Origin of the sequence: Cupriavidus sp. H19C3 (assembly GCF_049393815.1) — a bacterium.
Taxonomy (GTDB): domain Bacteria; phylum Pseudomonadota; class Gammaproteobacteria; order Burkholderiales; family Burkholderiaceae; genus Cupriavidus.
In genome coordinates this window covers 798,055-818,338 of the sequence record NZ_CP184986.1, presented here as the reverse complement: position 1 = coordinate 818,338, position 20,284 = coordinate 798,055, and the positions used below count along the sequence as shown (strand labels likewise).

Below are 20,284 nucleotides of genomic sequence, written 5' to 3'. Positions count from 1 at the left end.
GTGACGCCGCGCGCTCAGACCGTCCAGGTATCGACGATCACCGCGCCGGCCTTGTGGTGCAGCAGCTTGAGGTCGAGCACGTCGAGCGGATTGATCGGACGGATGCCTTCGATCAGCGACGGTTCGCCATGGCCATAGAGCGCCTGCAGCGCAAAGCGGCACGCGTAAACCTTGCCGCCTTCGGCCATGAACTTCATGAGCTGGTTGTTGAAGTTCATATGGCCGGGAAAGGCCTCGTCGCCGAGCGTCGGAAAGCCGCGCTGCACGCCGAGCGTCACGCCCGGGCCGTACAGCAGGATCGAGGTCTCGAAGCCCTTGCGCTGCAGGCGCGTGGCCTGGAGCATGTTGACGAAGCCGATCGAACCTTCGAACGCGACGGTGTGGAACGTCACGAGTGCCTTCTGGCCCGGTTCGGCCTTCACGTCCTCGAAGACCTTCTCTTCGTAGTCGACAAAGAAATCGCCTTTGCGATGAAGCGGGGCGCTGACTGCGGGCATGGTGCTCTCCTCTGGAAAGTGGATCGGATCGATGATCGGCCCTGGTTGCGCCAGGACGCCGATGCCATGCCATTTCGCAACGCCCGTGCCATCGCCGGCCCGCGCGCATGCGATCAAGACCCGATCGATGGCGGCAGCCGTCATTGATTGCATCGGTGATTTTTCACGTCGCGGAATCGTGCCGACACGATCCATACAAGCGGTGCCGGGCGGCCCTGCACCACGGTGGAAGCCGTGCGCGACAGCGGGGCATGCGTGCGCGCCGCAACGGTCCTTCACGCACCATCATCGAGCCGATCAAGATACGATCAAGGCGCGCCCGGATGGCGATCCTGCGGGCACGAAACCTGCTGCGGAGCTGGCATCCGAATGAGGAGTCCATCGTGTCGAGTCTTGCCAGCCACTGGCTCAAGCGCCTTGCCGAAAGCGACCGGCCTGCCTACCTGACCATCCCCGACATGATCGAGGAGGACCTCGCCAGCGGCCGTCTGCGCGCACGCGACCGCCTGCCCGCGCTACGCGACCTGGCCGAGGCGCTGCGGCTGAACTACACCACGGTCGCGCGGGCCTATGCCGAAGCGCGCAAGCGTGGGCTGATCGATGCCAAGGCCGGGGCCGGTACCTTCGTGCGCGGACGCCCGCCATCGTTGCCGCTGCAGGCCGGCACCGGCGCGGAGATGAGCATGAACATGCCACCCGAGCCCGCCGCGATGACGGTGCGCCTGCGCGAATCCGCGGCGCGCCTGCTCGGCAACGCCGATCCGTATACGCTGCTGCGCTACCAGGACTTCGGCGGCACGCCGGCCGACCGCGCCGTGGCCACGGCCTGGCTGCGGCGCCGCCTGCCCGACTGCCGTGCCGACACCGTGCTGATCTGCCCGGGCATCCATAGCGCGCTGGTGGCGCTGGTGTCGCAGCTGGTGCGCCCGGGCCAGGCGATCTGCCTCGATACCCTGGCCTATCCGGGCATCAAGGCCATCGCCGCGCAGCTCGGCGTGCGCCTGCAGGCGTTACCGGCCGACGACGAAGGTCCGTTGGGTCCGGCCTTCGAGGCGCTGTGCCGCACGCAGTTGCCGAGCGCGCTCTATGTCAATCCGACGCTGCAGAATCCGAGCACGCGCACCATGCCGCAGGGGCGGCGCGAGATACTTGCCGATATCGCGCTGCGCTATAACGTACCGATCATCGAGGACGATGCGTACGGCATGCTGCCGCGCGAGACGCCCGAACCGATGGCACGGCTGGCGCCCGAGCTTACGTATTACCTGACCGGCATGTCCAAGACCTTCGGCGCCGGCCTGCGCATCGCCTTCCTGTCCGCGCCCACGCCGCGCCAGGCACAACGGCTGGCCGGCACGCTGCGGGCGACCACGGTCATGGCGAGTCCGTTCAACACGCTGCTGGCCACGGCGTGGATCCAGGATGGCACCGCGGACGACATGATCGCGGCGATCCGCGCCGACAGCATGACCCGCCAGGCGCGCGCGCGCGAAGTGCTGGCCGGGCACGCCTACGATGCCGACCCCGAGGGCTTCCACCTGTGGCTGCCGATTCCGCCCGCCGCGGGCTGGCGCCCATCGGAGCTGGCGCTGCATCTGCGCTCGCGCGGCATCGGCGTGGTGTCGAGCGCGGCCTTCTCGACCGACGGCAATCCGCCCGACGCGGTCCGCATCTGCCTGGGCGGGCCCGGCGATGCCGAGGAAGTCGAGGAATCGCTGCAGATCGTGATCGACACGCTCGACGATCCGCATCATCTGCATAGCGCCATGCTGTAGCGGCACGGTGTGGCGGGCGCCGGCAATGCGCGCCGGCCGCCCGGCACCTGCATGGCCGGCGTAATCCCCTGGTCCCGACACGGACTCTGGTCGATGGTATGTTCTGTCAGGCGCCCCTTCTTTCCTGACTGATTTCCCGGACCCTCATGACCAGCGCCCTGCTTCTCGAAAACATCCACGCCAGCGCCCAGCAGGCCCTGGCCCACGCCAGGCTGCAGGTTGCCACGCAACCCAAGGCCCTCGCGGGCGACATGCTCGTCCAGGCCGTGCAACCGCATGAACTGCTCGGCATCCGCTCGGCCACCACCCTGACGGCCGATACCTTTGCCCAGGCGCGGCACCTGCTGTCGGTCGGCTGTTTCTGTATCGGCACCTCGCAGGTCGACCTGCCCGCGGCCGCCCATGCCGGCATTCCGGTCTTCAACGCGCCGTTCTCCAATACCCGCTCGGTGGCGGAACTGGTGATCGGGCAGACCATCATGCTGATGCGGCGCATCCCCGAGAAGAGCCGCGCCGCGCACCAGGGACAGTGGCAGAAGTCGGCCAAGGGCTCGTTCGAGATCCGCGGCAAGACGCTGGCGGTGATCGGCTACGGCAATATCGGCGCGCAGGTCGGCATCCTGGCCGAGGCCATGGGCATGCGCGTGGTGTTCTACGACATCCGGCCGCGCCTGTCGCTGGGCTCGGCGGTGCCGGTCGCATCGCTCGACGATGCGCTGGCGCAGGCCGACGTGGTCACGCTGCACGTGCCGGCCACGCCGCAGACACGCCTGCTGCTCGACCGGGCCGCGATCGGCCGCATCCGGCGCGGCGGCATCCTGATCAACGCCTCGCGCGGCACCGTGGTCGATATCCCGGCGCTGGCCGCGGCGCTCGACGAGGGCCATCTCGCCGGCGCCGCCATCGACGTGTTTCCCGAAGAGCCGCGCAGCAACACCGATCCGTTCCTGTCGCCGCTGCAGGGCAAGCCCAATGTCATCCTCACGCCGCACGTCGGTGGCAGCACCGAGGAGGCACAGGAGAATATCGGCGTCGAGGTGGCCAGCAAGCTGATCGGCTTCCTGCAGACCGGGGCCACCATCGGCGCGGTCAACCTGCCGGAGATCCAGCCGGCGCCGTTGCAGGCGCCCGCGCGCATCCTCAACATCCATTACAACCGGCCCGGTGCGCTGTCGCATTTCAACCAGGCGGTGGCCGATATCGGCGCCAATATCGTCGCGCAGCAATTGCAGACGGAAGGCGATATCGGCTACGCCATCACCGATATCAACGTCGTGCCGCCGACCGGATGGGTCCAGCAGCTGATGGAGGATCCGACGGTGATCCGCACCCGCACGATCACGGCGTAGCACGGCTCCACGAGCGATAACCGAGTAGCGATAACCGGCCGCTACCCGGCCGCTACCCGGCCGCTATGCGACCGACACCGGGCCGGTACCTGCCGGACCGCCCGGCGCCGCCACGCGGGCATCTTACGCGCGCGTCCTGGGCGGGCATTCCACATGCGCGCCCGGCCCCGCCTGCCCCAGCACATCCTGCGGATTGCGCAGCGGGCACGCGCGCAGCGACAGGCAGCCGCAACCGATGCAGCCGTCGAGCTGGTCGCGCAGCATGGTCAGGGTCCGGATGCGCGCATCGAGATCCTCCCGCCATGCCGCCGACAGTTTGCGCCAGTCCGCCACGGTCGGCGCCTTGGACTTCGGCAGTGTCTCGAACGCCTGCGCGATCACGGCGAGCGGCAACCCCATGCGCTGCGCCACGCGAATCACCGCCAGCCGGCGCAGCACCCCGCGCGGATAGCGGCGCTGGTTGCCGGCGCTGCGCGTACTCGCAATCAAGCCCCTGGCTTCATAGAAATGCAGTGCCGACACGGCCACACCGCTGCGTGCCGCGACCTCGCCCACGGTGAGGGGATCGCGTGCGCGCAGTTTGCGGGGGGCGGCGGAAGGTGGGACCGCGGGCGGGATGGAAGGCGGGGCGGACGACGATGGGCGGGAAGGCATGGCTGACGGGGAAACGGTATCCGGGGCAAGCCATCATGCTAGCGGCGGCGGCGCTTGACCTCAAGCGTACTTGAGGTTTGATACTGCGCCATCGTCCCATCGCCCCATGTCCCATCGTCGCCCTCGCCCATGAACGCGCCCTTTGCCTTTCCGCCTGCCTTTATCGACTTTATCAATCCCCCCGAGCTGTACGATCCACGCCCCAACGGCTATACGCATACGGTGGTCGCGCACTTGCCCGCACGCATCGTCTATGCCGCCGGCCAGGGCGGCGAGGATGCCGATGGCCAGCTCGCGCCGGACTTCGCGGTGCAGGTGCAGCAGGCGCTGGCCAATCTGCGGCACGCGTTGCAGGCCGCCGACGCCGATATCGCCGATGTGGTCAAGATCACCGCGCTGGTGGTCGACCACAGCTCGGAACGCCTGCGGATCTTCACGGCGGCGTGGCGGGCACTGCTCGGCGACTGGCCGCCTCCGGCGTGCACGCTGATTCCGGTGCCGCGGCTGGCACTCGACGGCATGCTGTTCGAGATCGACGCGATAGCCGTGCTGCCGCCGACCGCATAGCCGGCACGATATGCTGCGGTTCCTGCGACAGCGCGGAACAATACGCAGCTTCTGCTGCCCCCTCGCGCCTAGAATCTTTTGCAGACCTTCAGTTCTGCAACGGAGACACGGCAATGGGACACTCGGACAAGCTGGCCATGCGCATCGACGGCGGCCTCGATATCGATCCGCTCGAAACACAGGAATGGACCGACGCGCTGACCGGCGTGGTCGAGCATGCGGGGCCGCAACGCGCCGGCTTTCTGCTCGAGCGGCTTGGCGAGCATGCATGCCACCTGGGCCTCGACGCCCGCGCCCATCCGTACTCCGCCTACCAGAATACGATTGCCGCCACCGCGCAGCCCCCCTACCCCGGCGACCGTGCCATCGAGGAACGGCTGACCGCCATCCTGCGCTGGAACGCGCTGGCCATGGTGGTGCGTGCCAACAAGGCGTACGGCGAACTGGGCGGGCACCTGGCCAGCTACGCGTCCGCCGCCGAGATCTTCGAGGTCGGCTTCCACCATTTCTTCCGCGCCGATGGCGTGGCCCCCGATGGCAGCCGCCAGGGCGACCTGGTGTTCTTCCAGCCCCATTCCGCACCCGGCGTCTATGCGCGCGCGTTTCTCGAAGGCCGGCTGTCGGCGGAACAGCTTGGACGCTACCGGCAGGAAGTCGACGGCGGTGGCCTGTGCTCCTATCCCCATCCGTGGCTGATGCCCGACTTCTGGCAGTTTCCGACCGGCTCGATGGGTATCGGTCCGATCAGCGCCATCTACCAGGCGCGTTTTCTGCGTTACCTGCAGGACCGCGGCCTTGCGCGCACCACGGGCCGCCGCGTCTGGGGCGTATTCGGCGACGGCGAGATGGATGAACCGGAATCGCTCGCGGCGCTGTCCCTCGCCGCGCGCGAACAGCTCGACAACCTGACCTTTGTCATCAACTGCAACCTGCAGCGCCTGGACGGCCCGGTGCGCGGCAACGGCCAGGTCATCAACGAACTGGAGGCGCTGTTCGCGGGTGCGGGCTGGAACGTCGTCAAGGTGATCTGGGGCTCGGAGTGGGACCCGCTGTTCGCGCGCGACACCCGCCATGCGCTGCTCAGGCGTTTTGCCGCGATGGTCGATGGCGAATACCAGAACCTCGGCGCCAAGGATGGCGACTACAACCTCTCGCACTTTTTCCACCAGGACCCCGAGCTGAAGGCGCTCGTGGCCGGCATGAGCGCGGCCGATATCGACGGCCTGCGTCGCGGCGGCCATGACTTGCGCAAGCTCCACGCGGCCTTCCATGCGGCCGTGCATCACACGGGTCGCCCTACCGTGATCCTCGCCAAGACCAAGAAGGGTTACGGCATGGGCAATGCCGGCGAGTCGCGCATGACGGCCCACCAGCAGAAAAAGCTCGATCTCGATGCCCTGCGCGCGTTCCGCCAGCGCTTTGCGCTCCCGCTCGACGACGCGGCCCTCGAATCGATGGCGTTCTACAAGCCCGCCGAAGACAGCCCCGAGATGGTCTACCTGCGCGAGCGGCGCGCGGCACTGGGCGGCTACCTGCCGCGCCGCACCGCCACCGCGCCGAAGGTGCCGGTGCCGCCGCTGGACAGCTACGCCAGCTTTGCGTTTGCGCCGGACGGCCGCGAGGTGTCGACCACCACGGGCGTGGTGCGGCTGTTCTCCAACCTGATCAAGGACAAGACCCTCGGCCCGCGCATCGTGCCGATCGTCGCCGATGAAGCGCGAACCTTCGGCATGGCCAACCTGTTCCGGCAGATCGGCATCTATTCGCCGGTGGGCCAGCTGTACGAGCCGGAAGACGCCGGATCGATGCTCTACTACAAGGAGAGCAAGGACGGCCAGCTGCTCGAGGAAGGCATCACCGAAGCTGGCGCGATGGCGTCGTGGACCGCCGCGGCGACCTCGTACAGCGTGAACGGCGAACCGATGCTGCCGTTCTATATCTATTACTCGATGTTCGGCTTCCAGCGCGTCGGCGACATGATCTGGGCAGCCGCGGACCAGCGTGCGCGCGGCTTCCTGATCGGTGCCACGGCAGGCCGCACCACGCTGTCCGGCGAGGGCCTGCAGCACCAGGATGGCAGCAGCCAGCTGGTGGCCGCCACCGTGCCCAACTGCCGCGCCTACGACCCGGCCTTTGTCGGCGAAGCCGCCGTCATCATCGATCACGGTGCGCGCGCCATGCTCGAACACCAGCGCGACGAGTTCTACTACATCACCGTCAACAACGAGAACTATGCGCAGGCGCCGCTGCCGGCCACGGCCCATGCCGACGTGATCCGCGGCATGTACCGCTTCGATACGCGCGGCGAGGGCACCCCGCGCGTGCGCCTGCTCGGCTCGGGCCCGATCCTGCGCGAGGTCATTGCCGCCGCAGCCCTGCTGGCGGACGAGTGGCAGGTGGCGAGCGAGATCTGGAGCGTGACCAGCTTTCCGGAACTGGCGCGCGATGCGCGCGAGTGCGAGCGGCGCCAGCTGTTCGGCGGCGAGACCGAGGCGCGCAGCCATGTGGCGCAATGCCTGGCCGGCGACGCGCCGGTGGTGGCCGCCACCGACTATGTGCGGGCGTACGCGCAACTGATCGCGCCGTATGTGCCGGCGCGCTATATCGCGCTCGGTACCGACGGCTTTGGCCGCAGCGATACCCGCGGCGCCCTGCGGCGCTTCTTCGAGATCGATCGCCACCATATCGTCGCCAGCGCGCTGCAGGCGCTCGATCCTGCGCTGCATGCGCAGGCACTGGCGCGATACGGCCTGCGCGCGGACGCGCAGGCTCCCTGGCAGCGCTGATCAGACCGGCAGGCCCTTGGCGCGCAGTACCGCATCGAACCGCTCGGGATCGGCGGTGCCGGTGCGGTTGGTCTCGCGGATTTTCGCCTCGCGCTCAAGGTGCGCGTGCGTGCGGCGCAGCACGTCTTCGGCTTCCGCCGCCGGGACCGCGATCACGCCGTCGGCATCGCCGACGATCAGGTCGCCCGGCATCACCGCCATGCCCGCGCAGGAAATCGGCACATTGATCTCGCCGGGACCGTCCTTGCTCGGGCCGCGATGGGTATGGCCGCGCGCAAAGATCGGCATGCCGTCCTCGGCCCATTCGAGCCGGTCGCGCACGGCACCGTCGATGACCAGACCAGCGAGCCGCCGGGCGATGCAGGTGGTACGCATCAGGCCGCCGACCAGGGCCTGCGTCACATCGGCGCCGCCGTCGATCACCAGCACGTCGCCGGGCTCGACCATCATCAGCGCCTTGTGGATCATGAGGTTGTCGCCCGGGCGCACCCGCACGGTCACGGCCGGGCCGCACAGCACGGTGTCGAGCCGTGCGTGGTATTGGCGCAGGCCGTAGGTGCCGACGTTGCGGCTCATGGCATCGCCGATGGCGGCTACCGGCATGGTGCGGAACGCGGCGACGAGCCCGGGCGCGGGACCGGCCGCGCGCGGGTTGATGCGGTAGCCCGCGGGCCACTGGATGGATGGGGTGGAGGTCATGGGAGATCCCTGGGCGTCGGTGAGTGTCGGTCGATCGGTGCGTGCGCGCGTTACCTCAACACCTCGCAGGCCATGCGCAGGCGCGCCAGTCCGGCATCCAGCTTCGCCATCGAGGTCGCGAACGAAATGCGGAAGAACGGCGACACACCATACGCGCCGCCTTGCAGTACCGCAAGATTCTGCGCTTCCAGCAGGTACAGCACGAAGTCCTCGTCGGTCTCGATGCGTTGCCCGCCCGGCGTGACCTTGCCGATCACGTCGGCGCACGACGGAAACACGTAGAACGCGCCTTCGGGCACGTGGCAACGGATGCCCGGCACGCGGTTGAGCTCGCTCACCACCGCGTCGCGCCGCGCCTGGAAGATCGCGGTGCGCTCGGCGATAAAGTCCTGTGGCCCGCTCAGTGCCGCCAGCGCCGCGGCCTGGCTGATCGAGGACGGGTTCGAGGTGCTCTGCGACTGCAGCTTGACCATGGCCTTGACCAGCGTCGCCGGCGCACCGCCGTAGCCGATGCGCCAGCCCGTCATGGCATACGCCTTGGACACGCCGTTGATGGTCAGCGTGCGCGCCTTGAGCGCGGGTTCCACCTGCGCGATGGTGGCGAACTTGCGGCCGTCGTAGAGGATGTGCTCGTAGATATCGTCGGTCATCACCCACACGTGCGGATGGCGCATCAGCACCTCGGCCAGGCCCTTCAACTCGTCGTGCGAGTACGCCGCGCCGCTCGGATTGTTGGGCGCGTTCAGCACCAGCCAGCGCGTGCGCGGCGTGATGGCGCGCTCAAGGTCTTCCGGCGTCAGCTTGAAGCCGTTGGCCGGCAGGCAGTCGACGAACACCGGCTTGCCTTCGGCCAGCAGCACGATGTCCGGATACGAGACCCAGTACGGCGTGGGCACGATCACCTCGTCGCCGGCTTCCACCGTGCACATGAAGGCGTTGAAGATGATCTGCTTGCCACCGGTGCCGACGATCAGTTCGTTGGGCGCGTAGTCGAGCTGGTTGTCGCGGCGGAACTTGTCGGCGATGGCCGCGCGCAACTCGGGTGTGCCGCCCACGTCGGTGTACTTGGTCTGCGACTTCGACATCGCGCGCGTGGCCGCTTCGCAGACATGCGCGGGCGTGTCGAAGTCCGGCTCGCCGGAGGTCAGGCCGATGATGTCGCGGCCGGCGGCACGCAGTTCGCGGGCACGCTGGCCGGCCATGGAACTCGGCGACGGTTTGATGCGATTCAGGCGGGCGGCAATGAGGCTCATGATGGTCGTTAGCGAGTGTTCAGGGGGTGGGTTGCCCGGTGGGCGAAACGAATGTACGGTGGCGGCGCAGGTACGGCACCAGCCCGCCCGCCTCACGGATGGTCAGCACGATGTCGGGCACCGGCTCGCACGGGACCACGCGGGCGCCGTCGGGGCCCACGCGCAGCTCGGCATGCGAGCCCATCAGGTGCAGCGCCACGATCTCGCCCTCGCGGATATCGCCGGTGTCGGCGGTGATCAGCAGCAGGCCGTTGTTGACCGCATTGCGCCAGTATGTGCGCGCAAAGCTGGGGGCCACCACCACGCGGATACCGGCGGCGAGCACCACGGTGACCGCCACCTCCATCGCCGAGCCGCAGCCGAAGTTGTGGCCCGCGACCAGGATGTCGCCCTCACGCACGGTGGCGGCAAAACCGGGATCGAGATCTTCGAGCAGGTACTGGCGCAGCACGTCGGGGTCGACGCTGTCTTTCTTGCGGCTCGACGAGATGATGTAGTCGGTGTTGATATCGTCGCCGAGGCGGCGCGCACGGCCGGGAATGACGGTCAGGCCGACGGCCGGCGTGACATGAGATCCGGCGGGGGTGGAAGCCATGGTTATCGTGTGTGCTCGCGTGGATCGGTCAGCTGGCCGGTCACGGCCGCCGCGGCGCATGCGCGTGGCGAGGCCAGGAAGATCTGGGCCTGCCGGTTGCCCATGCGGCCCTTGAAATTGCGGTTGGCGGTGGAGAGCACGCGCTCGCCGTCGGCCGGCACCGTGCCGCAGGTCCCGCAGCACGAGCCGCAGCCAGGCGGTTGCAGCTCCGCGCCCAGCGCGTAGAACTCGGCAAGCATGCCGGACCTCTCCATCTCGGCCTGGACCTCGGCCGAGGCCGGCGTGACCACCAGCCGCACGCCGGGCGCCACACCGCCGCCCGCGCGCAGTACGTCGAGCGCTTCGCGATAGTCCTTGGTGCGTCCGCCGGTACAGGTCCCGAGGTAGACCATGTCGATGCGCGTCGCGCCGGCGGCATCGAGATCCACCACGTTATCGACGCGATGCGGCAATGCCACCTGCGGCACGATGGCACCGAGGTCGAAGCGCAGGGTGCGCGCATAGACCGCGTCGGCATCGGCGGCCGCCGGCGCGAACGGGGCGTCGCTGCGCGCCGCGAGCCACGCGCCGGTACAGCTGTCGTACGGAAACAGGCCGGCCTTGGCACCCATCTCCACTGACATGTTGGCCAGCACGATGCGGTCGTCCATATCGAGCGCGGCCACGCCGGGCCCGGCGAATTCGAGTGCAAGATAATTGGCGCCGCCGGCGCCGAGCGTGCGCGCCATGGTCAGCGCAAGGTCCTTGGCCGAGGCATGCGGCGGCAGCGCGCCGGTCAGTACCACGCGGATCGAGCCCGGCACCTTGAGCCAGATCTGCCCGCATTGCAGGATGCCGGCAAAGTCCGACGAGCCGATGCCGGTGCCGAAGGCGTTGAGCGCGCCGTACGACACCGCATGCGAATCCGCGCCGACCGCCAGTTGACCGGGCAGCACGCGGCCGCGCTCCAGCATCAGCTGGTGGCCAATGCCCTCGCCCACCTCGAACACGCCGATGCCATGTGCCACCGCATAGTCGCGCGCCCGCGCCTGCAGCGCCTGCGCGCGGGCGCCCGACACCGCGCCGTAGTGGTCGAGCGCAAACACCAGCCGCTCGGGTCGCGCCGGCGCGGGCAGCCGGTCCTCCGCCGCGTTCTCCTGCATGGCATGGAAATAGTCGAGGGCCATCGGGATGGAGCCGTCGGTGCCCATCGCGGCGTCGGGCTCGCAGATCGCGAGGTCGCCCGCGTACAGCGTCATGCCGGCGGCACGCGACAGCAGCTTCTCGGCAAGGGTCTGGCCACGCCTGGCGCCGGCCTGCAGCTCGTTGGACATGCGGAGATCGGTTGCGAAGGATCGGTTGCGAAGGATCGGGAGTGCGGAAACGGTGGAGCGGATTCAGTTCAGCTTGATATTGGCGGTCTGGATGACCTTGCCCCACTTGTCGTGCTCGCTCTGGATCTGGCGCGCGAAGTCTTCGGGCGTGCCGCCCACGGGCTCCACGCCGAGCTGCACCAGGCGCGCCTTGACGTCCTCGGACTTGAGAATCTGGTCGATGGCGCGATTGAGCTTCATCACGATCGGGCGCGGCGTCGCGGCCGGCGCCACGACACCGCTCCACGACAGCGACTCGTAGCCCTTGATGCCCGCTTCATCGAGCGTCGGCACATTGGGCAGGCCCGGAATGCGCTTGCGGCTGGTCACGGCGAGCGCGCGCAGCTTGCCTTGCTGGACAAAGCCGATCGACGACGGCGCGTTGTCGAACAGCATCGAGACATTGCCGCCCAGCAGGTCGGTCAGCGCGGCCGAGCTGCCCTTGTACGGCACGTGAAGCAGGTTCACGCCGGCCATTGCCTTGAACAGTTCGCCCGAGAGGTGGGTGGAACTGCCGGGCCCCGACGAGGCAAAGCTCAGCGTACCCGGCTTGGCCTTGGCCAGCGAGACCAGCGATGCCAGGTCGGTGACCGGCAGGCCCGGCGCCACCACGAGGATGTTGGCGTTCTCGGTGGCGTAGGCCACCGGCACGAAGTCCTTCTGCGCGTTGTAGTTGAGCTTGCCGTACAGATGGTCGTTGATCGACAGGATGCCGGTGGCGCCCATCAGCAGCGTGTAGCCGTCGGCGGGCGACTTGGCCACCAGTTCGGCACCGATATTGCCGCTGGCGCCGGCGCGGTTGTCCACCACGAAGGGTTGCTTGAACTGGGCCTGCAGCTTCTCGGCCAGGATGCGCGCCACGACGTCGGTCGAGCCGCCGGCCGCGAACGGCACGACGATGCGGACGGCCTTCTCGGGATAGGTGTCCTCCGGGCCGGCATGGGCAATCAGCGGCAGGGAGGCAACGAGCACAGCGGCAATACCGGTCAGCGTCTTCATGAGGGTCCTGGGCAAGAGGTGAAGGGGTTTTGGCGTGCGCCCCGGCGATGGCAGACCGGCGCGGTGAACACAGTCTAGGGACGGCCATTTGTCTGGACAAACGAATTTTTTCCGCCGACTATTACGAAATTACGATAAATCGGTCGCGGCCTGTCCCGTCCCGCCACCCTGCCCATGCGCCCCACGCTCGCCCGCCACAACGTCACCCTCAAGCAGTTGCGCTGCTTTCTCGCCGTGGCCGAGACCGGCTCGTTCACCACGGCGGCCAACCGCTTGTGCATGACGCAGTCCGCCTTGACCGCGACCATCCAGCAGATGGAGGAGTCGGTGGGACTGCGGATGTTCGATCGCACCACGCGCCGCGTGATGCTGACCGACCACGCCGCGCGCTTCATGGCCGAGGCCGAGCGCGTGATCAACGGCTTCGACAGCGCGGTGTCGGACCTGGTGGCGCTGGCCCAGGGCGAGCGCGGCCATATCCGCATCGGCGCCGCGTCGTCGGTGATCAGCCAGTTCCTGGTGCCGGCGCTGCCGCGCTTTCGCGAGGCGTATCCGGGCATCACGCTGTCACTGCGCAACCCCGCGGCGCAGGAGACCGAACGCCTGGTGCTGGAAGGCGAAGTCGACTTCGCCATCGATAGCCGGTACCGCGGCCACGCGGCCCTCGACTACACGCCCCTGGTGCGCGACTGCTACGGCGTGGTGTGTCATCGCGACTCGCCGCTGGCGGGATTGAAGCGCCCGATCACCTGGGCCGACCTTACCGACGCGCCCCCCGGGTCCGCGGGCGCACACCGGTATATCGGTTTCTCGGCCGACACCGGCATCGGCCATTTCCTGCGTAATCACGCCGCGCACTGGCCGGTCCTGGGCGGCGAGCACGACGAGGTGGAAAGCACCACGTACCTGTTTGCGATGCTGGCGCGCGGCAACTACTACTCGGTGCTGCCGGCGCTGGCCTACCAGCGCAACGAGTTCGCCAGCCTGGTATTCCGCGAGCTGCACGCGCCGCAACTGTCGCGCGAACTGTGCGTGATCACGCGGCCATTGCGCTCGCTTTCGCCCAGCGCGCAGCGGCTGCTGGACCTGTTGCGCGACACCCTGAGCCAGCAGGACATGCCGGATGGCGTGATGCTGTGGGGAGCGAATTGATCGTGGTCAAGAAGGCACAAAAAAGGTATGACAGAACGCATCAGTTGACGTACGATCAGGCATCACTTGATGCCAACGAGGCTTGACCATGGTCGTTCCTCCGCAATACATCAGCGCCGTGATGGCGCTCATCCCGGTGCCGCAATCGCTTGCCGAACTCGATGCCGCGGTCCGTGAAGGCCTGCCCAAATCGGCCCTGCGCGAGAGCGTGCAGCACGTTGCGCGCACCCCCGAGGAGCGCCGCTCGCTGATGTTCCGCATTGTTCCCGAAGCCACCTACAAGCGTCGCCGCGATCGCCTTACGCCCGACGAATCGGAACGCACCGAGCGGTTAGCCCGCGTCTTCGCCAGCGCCAATTTCGTATGGGACGATGAAAACGACGCCCGCGAATTTCTCAATACGGCGCATCCGTTGCTCGAGGGACGCACGCCGCTCGAAGTTTCGTTGACCGAACTCGGCGCCCGTCGCGTGGAAGAGCTCCTCTGGAAACTGTTCTATGGAATTCCGAGCTGATGCAGATTTTCCGAATCGCGGACATCCGCCATCCCGTCTGGGACGGGACCGGTGCGATGCTGATCGGTGGCCGCTTCAACAGTCCAGGCCGGCCGGTCATTTACGGCGCGCGCAGCTATGCCGGCGCCATGCTGGAAGTGCTGGTGCATGCGCGTATCGGCAAGCTGCCGCGCCATCAGGTCTGTGTGGTGGCCACCGTTCCTGACGACATCGCCGTGGAACTCGCAAGTCTCGCGGTCCTGCCGCCAGGCTGGGACACGCTGGACGAGCCGGTGGTCTCGCGTGCCTTTGGCGACAAGTGGTTAGCCGAAGCCCGCACCGCGGTGCTGATGGTGCCGTCGGTGATCGCGCGCGTCGAATGGAATGTGCTGGTCAATCCAGCGCATCCGGATGCCGCCCGCATTGTCGTTAGCGAGCCCGAGGCGGTGCTGTGGGACGAGCGCCTGTTCCGCAAGCAGGCGGTACCGCGGCGGCGCGCCGGTGTGCGCTGGCAGCCGGTGGATGCACCGGCGCCGCGCCACGCCATGCTGGCGCGGGCAGTGCCGGCCATGCATTCGCAGGGCCCCATGCACCGGCACGGCCGGTTGGCAAGCGCGGCGGCGTCAGCGTCCTCAGCCCACCGTCTCGGCTCCGTGGGCGCCTCCGTGGGCGCCTCCGTGGGCGCCTCCGTGGGCACTATCCGCCGGCCCGGCTCGGCGCCGATTCAAAACTGATCGAGTCCATCCTTGAGCGCGCCCCGGCGCAGTTCGGCCGCAGTCTCGAGGCTGCTGGTCTGCAGCGTGGCCATCAGGTCCGCGTAGATTAGCAGCGGTGGCACCAGGCCGGGCCGCGCGGGGTCGTCGATCGAGGCATCCCAGAACGACTCGAGAATTTCGATCGGGCCGTTCGCATTTGGCTTAAGCCGATGACGCTGCGTCAGAACCTGGATGGTTTGCGCCATACGCGACGGCACCACATAGAGCGTCTGTGATGGCGTCTGCGATGGCTGTGAGGGCGTCTGTGATGGCTGCGAGGGCGGCTGCGAAGGCTGCAAGAGCATTTGCGAAGGCTGCGAGGACATCTGCGTTGCCGGCCGCGCGGGTCGCGCATGGTCTTGCCACCACCACGCCGCCACCTCTCCGCCCCAGTATCCATCGAGCGCGGCCAGGTCGGCCGGCGTCAGGGCCTGCCACCAGTCCGGCGCCGAGGCGGCATAGCGGCGCGGCTGCAGGCGCGGGCGCAGGATGGTCGGGAAGTTGGCCACCCACTCGTCTAGCAGGCGCTCCGGCGCGGTGAGCCGCCGGCGTTCTTCCGCATGGGTCTCCAGCAGCCAGCCGCGCGAGGCCAGCCCGTTGAAGACCGCGCCGACCGAACCCAGTGCAATGCCGCTGACGCGCGCGATCTCGCGATAGGTGGCCTGTAGCAATGCGGGCTTGCACAGCAGGGCAAAGACCATCCGCTGCGAGCTGGGGTTGCCCGTCGTACGGACCGGCGGGCGCACCAGACTATCCGGCGGCGTCTGCCCGCACACGAACACGAACATGCCGGCCACATCGAGATAGGCGTTGCCGGCTGTATCGATAAACTGCAGGCCCATCTCACGGCATTGCAGTGCCAGCGACGGGGTCAGGTAAGTGGTGATCAGCAGGCCTGGATCGCGCGAGCCGAGTTGGGCGCGCACGACCGAAAGGTCGGCCCCGGTGCGCGCGGTGCGACGGCATTCGGCTGCCAGCCGGTGCGATATGGTGCCCCGGCGCAGGCTGATTGCCGCCACCGGGGAAGCTGGATCCCCGCCGCGCCGCGCGCGCCCTACCCGCACGCGCGCGTGGATGCCGGTCATGCGATGAAGCGCCGCGAGCGCGGCTTCCACCCAGTCGATATCGCCCGTCTTCTGCTCCATGGCCGCCTCGCCCCCGCATTGCCGTTGTGGCATTGCCGTTATTGCATTGGCTGGTTTGTCGATCCCCGCACACACAGACACTGTCGATGCGGCAAATCATGGCGGAAACTGGCGTTCTGTTCAACTTTTGGGCGTGTTCATACTTTGTGAACAGCGCCCAAAGCTGAACAGGCAAGGCTTGGGAGGGGGCTGGCGCGAAAGCCCCTCAGACGCGCAGGGGCATGTACTGGCAAACGCGTGGGAATACAAGCAGGCAAGCCGGCAAGCGAGGCGCCAACGAGCGGGCCGCGGCCCCTGCGCCTAGTCGATCTCGGCCGTGCGCGGGATGATCACCGCCTGCCCGTGCACGGTGCCGTGCTCGTCCTCAAGCTGCCACAAGGTCGCTTCCTCGATCATGAAACGGCGTCCCGACCGGGTAATCCGCACGCCCTGGTAGCCGCTCTCGAAGCCGAAGGTCCTGACGCGCTCCAGAAAACGCTGGCGCTCCTCGCGGTTGGGCGCCTCGGCCGACAGCCGCGACGGCAGCCGTGTGATTTCGTCCCAGTCGTACTCGAAACGGCGCTGGGCGGCCTTGTTGCCATAGATAAAGACGGGATCGGCCGCGGTGTTATGGGCAAGGATGGCGTAGGGCGCGTCCTCGTAGAGCCACGTGGCGGCTTCCGCCTCGCTCAAATGTTCGGGGGCCAGCGCTTTGCCGAGCAGACGGGCATAGCTTGAGGCCAGCAGGCGGTAAAAATGGGGATCGTTGTAAAGCGGCATGATCAGCGGCAAATTCGGCGCGACGATGTGCCAGCACGGGGCACGGGATGACTACCTTATCAAATCCTCGTGCCACCGGCGCCGCACGGGCCCCGCCTGGCCGTGCAAACGAGCAATCATCCGGGCGTCGCGAGCGCTCCGGGGGCGCCTCGACAGTGCATCGACAGCGCCCCGCCCGGGCTCACGCACGCATCCGCATCCGCATCCGCATCCGCATCCGCATCCGCGCCCGCCACCGCCGACCCGCCGACCCGCCGACCCGCCGCGCTGCCAGCCGCCAGCCGCCAGCCGCCAGCGCCAGCGCTAGCCTAGCGGCCGCGAGGCCGGAAACACCTCGGCCCACATTTCCCTGGCGGTGGCGCGCAACACCGCGGCGCTGTCGGCATCGCCGGACACCAATGCCTTGAGGTAGTTGCGGACCGACGCGGCCGGCACATGCGGCGGCACAGGCGGTACGTTGCGATCGGTCAATACATCGAGGACGACCGGCCGCCCTGCCTGCAACGCGTGCTCCCACATCGGTCCGAGCATGTCGGGCCGGTCCACGCGGATGCCTTCCAGGCCGAGCATGGTGGCATACGCCGCATAGTCGAACGGCGGCACATTCTGCGATACCGGAAAGCGCGGATCGCCGCCGAGCGCGCGCTCTTCCCAGGTGACCTGGCTCAGGTCGCCATTGTTGAGCACCATCACGATCAGCCGCGGATCGGTCCATTCGCGCCAGTGCGCGGCAATCGTGATCAGCTCGTTGATGCCGTTCATCTGCATCGCGCCGTCGCCCTCCAGCGCAATCGCCACACGCTGCGGGTGACAGAACTTGGCGGCGATCGCGTACGGCACCGCCGGCGCCATGGTGGCGAGCCCGCCCGAGAGGCTGCCCATCATGCCGCGCCGCATGCGGATATCGCGCGCATACCAGTTGGCCGCGGTACCGGAGTCCGCGCACAGGATGGCGCCTTCGGGCAGGCGCGACGACAGCTCCCAGAACGCGCGCTGCGGATTGATCGGAACCGCGTCGTCGAGCGCGCGCTTCTCCAGCACGCGCCACCAGCGCTCGACGTTGTCCTCGATCGACTGCCGCCACGCGCGGTCCTCGCGCGGGTGCAGCAACGGCAGGAGCGCGGCCAGCGTCTCGCGCGCATCGCCGACCATCGGTACCTCCATCGGATAGCGCAGGCTCAGGTTGCGGCCGTCGATATCGATCTGCACGCCGCGCGCCTGCCCTTCCTGCGGCAGGAACTCCGAATACGGAAACGAGGATCCCACCATCAGCAGCGTGTCGCATTCGCTCATCATCTGCCAGCTTGGACGCGTGCCGAGCAGCCCGATCGCACCGGTCACATAAGGCAGGTCGTCGGGCAGCACCGCCTTGCCGAGCAGCGCCTTGGCCACGCCGGCGCCAAGCCGCTCGGCCACCGCCATTACCTCGTCGGTGGCCCCCAGCGCGCCCGCTCCAACCAGCATCGCCACCTTCTTGCCGGCATTGAGCACGTCGGCGGCGCGCTGCAGCGTGCGTGGGTCGGGCACGATGCGCGGCGGCACATAGCCGACGCCGCTATGCACGGTGCCATGCTCGGCGGGCGGCACGGGCACGGCTTCCATCTCCTGGATATCGTTGGGCAGGATGACACAGGTGACGCTGCGCCGCGCCAGCGCGATGCGTGCCGCGCGGTCGATCAGATGCCGTACCTGTCCGGGCGTGACCGCCATCTGCACGTACTCGTGCGCGACGTCCTTGAACAGCGCGGCAAGGTCGACTTCCTGCTGGTAGTCGCCGCCGAGCGCGGCACGCCGCTGCTGGCCGACGATGCACAGCACCGGCTGATGGTCGGCCTTGGCGTCGTAGAGGCCATTGAGCAGGTGGATGGCCCCCGGGCCCGAGGTGGCCAGGCAGACGCCAAGCGTGCCGGTGAACTTGGCATGGGCACAGGCCATCATGGCGGCGCTTTCCTCGTGCCGCACCTGGATCAGGCGCGGTCCCTGCTCGCTGGCGCGGTCGAGCGCACCGAGCATGCCGTTGATGCCGTCGCCGGGATAGCCGTAGATGCGCTCGACGCCCCAGGCGCGGAGCCGTTCGAGAATGAAATCGGAAACGGTGGTAGCCATCGCAATGTCCTTGGATCTGTCGTGCGGGGTGAGCAAAATCTGCAGCGCCCGGTAAATCGGCGCGCGCCGGCGTACGCATGGGATGCGCGTCGCCACGGAATACGCGCCCGTCGCGCCCGTTTCGTACGGGGCACGCGCCGCCACGCGCGGCGCTGGCCGCGGCGTGGATGGTCTGCAGCCTGTGCGCGTCACGCGAAAGCCGTGCCACACCGCTGGCAGGAAACTTGCGCGGCCGGAAGGTTCGATATCGACGACAAGGAGCACGCCATGGGGCAACCTACCGACCGCGGCACCGACGGCAGCCCGGACAGCGGCACCGCCAGCACCACTGCCAGCACCAACACCAGCACCAGCACCGCCGACCCGGCGCCGATGATGAGATTCGTGAACAAGGTGGTGATCGTGACCGGTGCCGGCTCGGGTATCGGCGCCGGCACGGCACGGCGCTTTGCGCAGGAAGGTGCCTGCGTGGTACTGGCCGGCCGTACGCGCGACAAGCTCGACCGCGTGGCAGCGGACCTGCCGGCTGCACGGCGCCTGGTGCAGGTGACCGACGTCTCGAAGCTCGCGCAGGTGGAAGCGCTCGTGGCAGCGGCCGTCAATCGCTTCGGCCGGCTCGACGTCATGGTGAACAATGCGGGCGTGGCACCCGAGGGCCGTGCCACCGAGGCGAGCGTCGAGGACTGGCGCGAGGTCATGTCGATTGACCTCGACGGCGTCTTTCACGGCTGCCGCGCGGCCCTGCCCGAGCTGATCAAGACCCGCGGCTGCATCGTCAACACCTCGTCGGTGTCGGGCCTCGGCGGCGACTGGAAGCTGAGCTTCTACAACGCGGCCAAGGGCGGCGTGAGCAATCTCACGCGCGCGCTCGCGCTCGACTATGGGCGCGACGGCGTGCGCATCAACGCGGTATGCCCGTCGCTGACGCGCACCGACCTGACCGCCGGGATGTTCGAGGACGACGCATTGGTAGACGCCTTCCGCCAGCGCATTGCGCTCGGTCGTACCGCCGAACCGGAAGACATCGCCGCGGTCATCGCCTTTCTTGCCAGCGACGATGCCCGCTTTGTGACCGGGGTGAACCTGCCGGTCGATGGCGGCTTGATGGCGTCGAACGGGCAGCCGTACCAGGGCTAGTCACCAGAGGGCTAACACCAGCGCGCCATAGTGAGCGGCGCGTCGCCAGGCCGCGCACAGGATCGACCAGCATGACCAGGAACATGGCCGACCAATGTGAGCGACCAAAGTGAGCGACCAAAGTGAGCGACCAATGTGACTGACCAGTATGACCGGCGAACGGCCGCCAACGCGCCGCGCGCTGACGGCCGTGTCAGACAAATTCCGATTC

General features: G+C 68.1%; 17 protein-coding genes and 1 pseudogene. 8 read left to right on the top strand and 10 right to left on the bottom strand.

Annotation, left to right across the window (positions count from 1 at the left end; genetic code table 11):
• Positions 1-14: 14 nt before the first annotated feature.
• On the bottom strand, positions 15-497 hold the full coding sequence (locus DFLDMN_RS23155) for an MSMEG_0572/Sll0783 family nitrogen starvation response protein (RefSeq protein ID WP_423200210.1): 483 nt from the start codon (positions 495-497) through the stop codon (positions 15-17).
• Between the two features lie 383 nt (positions 498-880).
• Between DFLDMN_RS23155 and DFLDMN_RS23150 the strand changes: the two genes are divergently transcribed.
• Both DFLDMN_RS23150 and serA read left to right on the top strand, forming a co-directional pair.
• A complete protein-coding gene (locus tag DFLDMN_RS23150; RefSeq protein WP_423200209.1) occupies positions 881-2,272 on the top strand; it encodes a PLP-dependent aminotransferase family protein in 1,392 nt (463 codons plus the stop codon).
• Between the two features lie 146 nt (positions 2,273-2,418).
• Positions 2,419-3,621, top strand: a complete 1,203-nt coding sequence (gene serA / locus DFLDMN_RS23145; RefSeq protein ID WP_423200208.1) for a phosphoglycerate dehydrogenase — start codon at positions 2,419-2,421, stop codon at positions 3,619-3,621.
• A 123-nt stretch (positions 3,622-3,744) separates the two neighbouring features.
• On the opposite strand, the gene soxR is transcribed toward serA, so the two are convergent.
• Positions 3,745-4,275: a redox-sensitive transcriptional activator SoxR gene (gene soxR / locus DFLDMN_RS23140; protein ID WP_423200207.1), complete on the bottom strand. Its 531-nt coding sequence runs from the start codon at positions 4,273-4,275 to the stop codon at positions 3,745-3,747.
• Between the two features lie 129 nt (positions 4,276-4,404).
• Here soxR and DFLDMN_RS23135 point away from each other — a divergent pair, with 129 nt between their 5' ends.
• Positions 4,405-4,842, top strand: a complete 438-nt coding sequence (locus tag DFLDMN_RS23135) for a RidA family protein (protein WP_423200206.1) — start codon at positions 4,405-4,407, stop codon at positions 4,840-4,842.
• A gap of 113 nt (positions 4,843-4,955) precedes the next feature.
• The gene (gene mdeB / locus DFLDMN_RS23130) at positions 4,956-7,628 is read left to right on the top strand and encodes an alpha-ketoglutarate dehydrogenase (protein ID WP_423200205.1); all 2,673 of its coding nucleotides are present in this window, start codon (positions 4,956-4,958) and stop codon (positions 7,626-7,628) included.
• On the opposite strand, the gene DFLDMN_RS23125 is transcribed toward mdeB, so the two are convergent.
• From DFLDMN_RS23125 to DFLDMN_RS23105, 5 genes are all read right to left on the bottom strand, one after another.
• Positions 7,629-8,327 carry an RraA family protein gene (locus DFLDMN_RS23125; protein ID WP_423200204.1) on the bottom strand — a complete coding sequence of 233 codons (699 nt, stop codon included), beginning with the start codon at positions 8,325-8,327 and terminating at the stop codon, positions 7,629-7,631.
• Positions 8,328-8,377: 50 nt separating this feature from the next.
• Positions 8,378-9,580 (bottom strand): aminotransferase class I/II-fold pyridoxal phosphate-dependent enzyme, encoded by a 1,203-nt coding sequence (locus DFLDMN_RS23120; RefSeq protein ID WP_423200203.1) that lies wholly within the window; start codon positions 9,578-9,580, stop codon positions 8,378-8,380.
• 19 nt (positions 9,581-9,599) lie between these two features.
• A complete protein-coding gene (locus DFLDMN_RS23115) occupies positions 9,600-10,175 on the bottom strand; it encodes an alpha-IPM isomerase (protein ID WP_423200202.1) in 576 nt (191 codons plus the stop codon).
• 2 nt (positions 10,176-10,177) lie between these two features.
• A complete protein-coding gene (locus DFLDMN_RS23110; protein WP_423200201.1) occupies positions 10,178-11,488 on the bottom strand; it encodes an aconitase/3-isopropylmalate dehydratase large subunit family protein in 1,311 nt (436 codons plus the stop codon).
• Positions 11,489-11,551: 63 nt separating this feature from the next.
• Complete coding sequence (locus DFLDMN_RS23105) at positions 11,552-12,526, bottom strand: Bug family tripartite tricarboxylate transporter substrate binding protein (RefSeq protein WP_423200200.1); 975 nt, start codon at positions 12,524-12,526, stop codon at positions 11,552-11,554.
• Positions 12,527-12,700: 174 nt separating this feature from the next.
• On the opposite strand from DFLDMN_RS23105, the gene DFLDMN_RS23100 reads away from it, so the two are divergent.
• The 3 genes and pseudogenes from DFLDMN_RS23100 to DFLDMN_RS23090 form a co-directional block, all read left to right on the top strand.
• Positions 12,701-13,678 (top strand): LysR family transcriptional regulator, encoded by a 978-nt coding sequence (locus DFLDMN_RS23100; protein ID WP_423200199.1) that lies wholly within the window; start codon positions 12,701-12,703, stop codon positions 13,676-13,678.
• Positions 13,679-13,766: 88 nt separating this feature from the next.
• Entirely contained in the window at positions 13,767-14,192 is a 426-nt protein-coding gene (locus tag DFLDMN_RS23095; protein WP_423200548.1) for an antitoxin Xre/MbcA/ParS toxin-binding domain-containing protein, read from the top strand.
• Positions 14,192-14,641 (top strand): annotated as a pseudogene (locus DFLDMN_RS23090) (RES family NAD+ phosphorylase); the annotation flags it as partial. The gene DFLDMN_RS23095 and the pseudogene DFLDMN_RS23090, both read left to right, overlap by 1 nt.
• Before the next feature lie 254 nt (positions 14,642-14,895).
• Here the strand turns inward: DFLDMN_RS23090 and DFLDMN_RS23085 are convergent.
• The 3 genes from DFLDMN_RS23085 to DFLDMN_RS23075 all read right to left on the bottom strand — a co-directional run bounded on the left by DFLDMN_RS23085 (position 14,896) and on the right by DFLDMN_RS23075 (position 18,936).
• Complete coding sequence (locus tag DFLDMN_RS23085; protein WP_423200198.1) at positions 14,896-16,071, bottom strand: type IV toxin-antitoxin system AbiEi family antitoxin; 1,176 nt, start codon at positions 16,069-16,071, stop codon at positions 14,896-14,898.
• Between the two features lie 300 nt (positions 16,072-16,371).
• On the bottom strand, positions 16,372-16,830 hold the full coding sequence (locus DFLDMN_RS23080) for an MEKHLA domain-containing protein (RefSeq protein ID WP_423200197.1): 459 nt from the start codon (positions 16,828-16,830) through the stop codon (positions 16,372-16,374).
• 303 nt (positions 16,831-17,133) lie between these two features.
• Positions 17,134-18,936 carry a pyruvate oxidase gene (locus DFLDMN_RS23075; protein WP_423200196.1) on the bottom strand — a complete coding sequence of 601 codons (1,803 nt, stop codon included), beginning with the start codon at positions 18,934-18,936 and terminating at the stop codon, positions 17,134-17,136.
• A gap of 372 nt (positions 18,937-19,308) precedes the next feature.
• On the opposite strand from DFLDMN_RS23075, the gene DFLDMN_RS23070 reads away from it, so the two are divergent.
• Complete coding sequence (locus tag DFLDMN_RS23070) at positions 19,309-20,073, top strand: SDR family NAD(P)-dependent oxidoreductase (RefSeq protein WP_423200547.1); 765 nt, start codon at positions 19,309-19,311, stop codon at positions 20,071-20,073.
• Positions 20,074-20,284 lie beyond the last annotated feature (211 nt).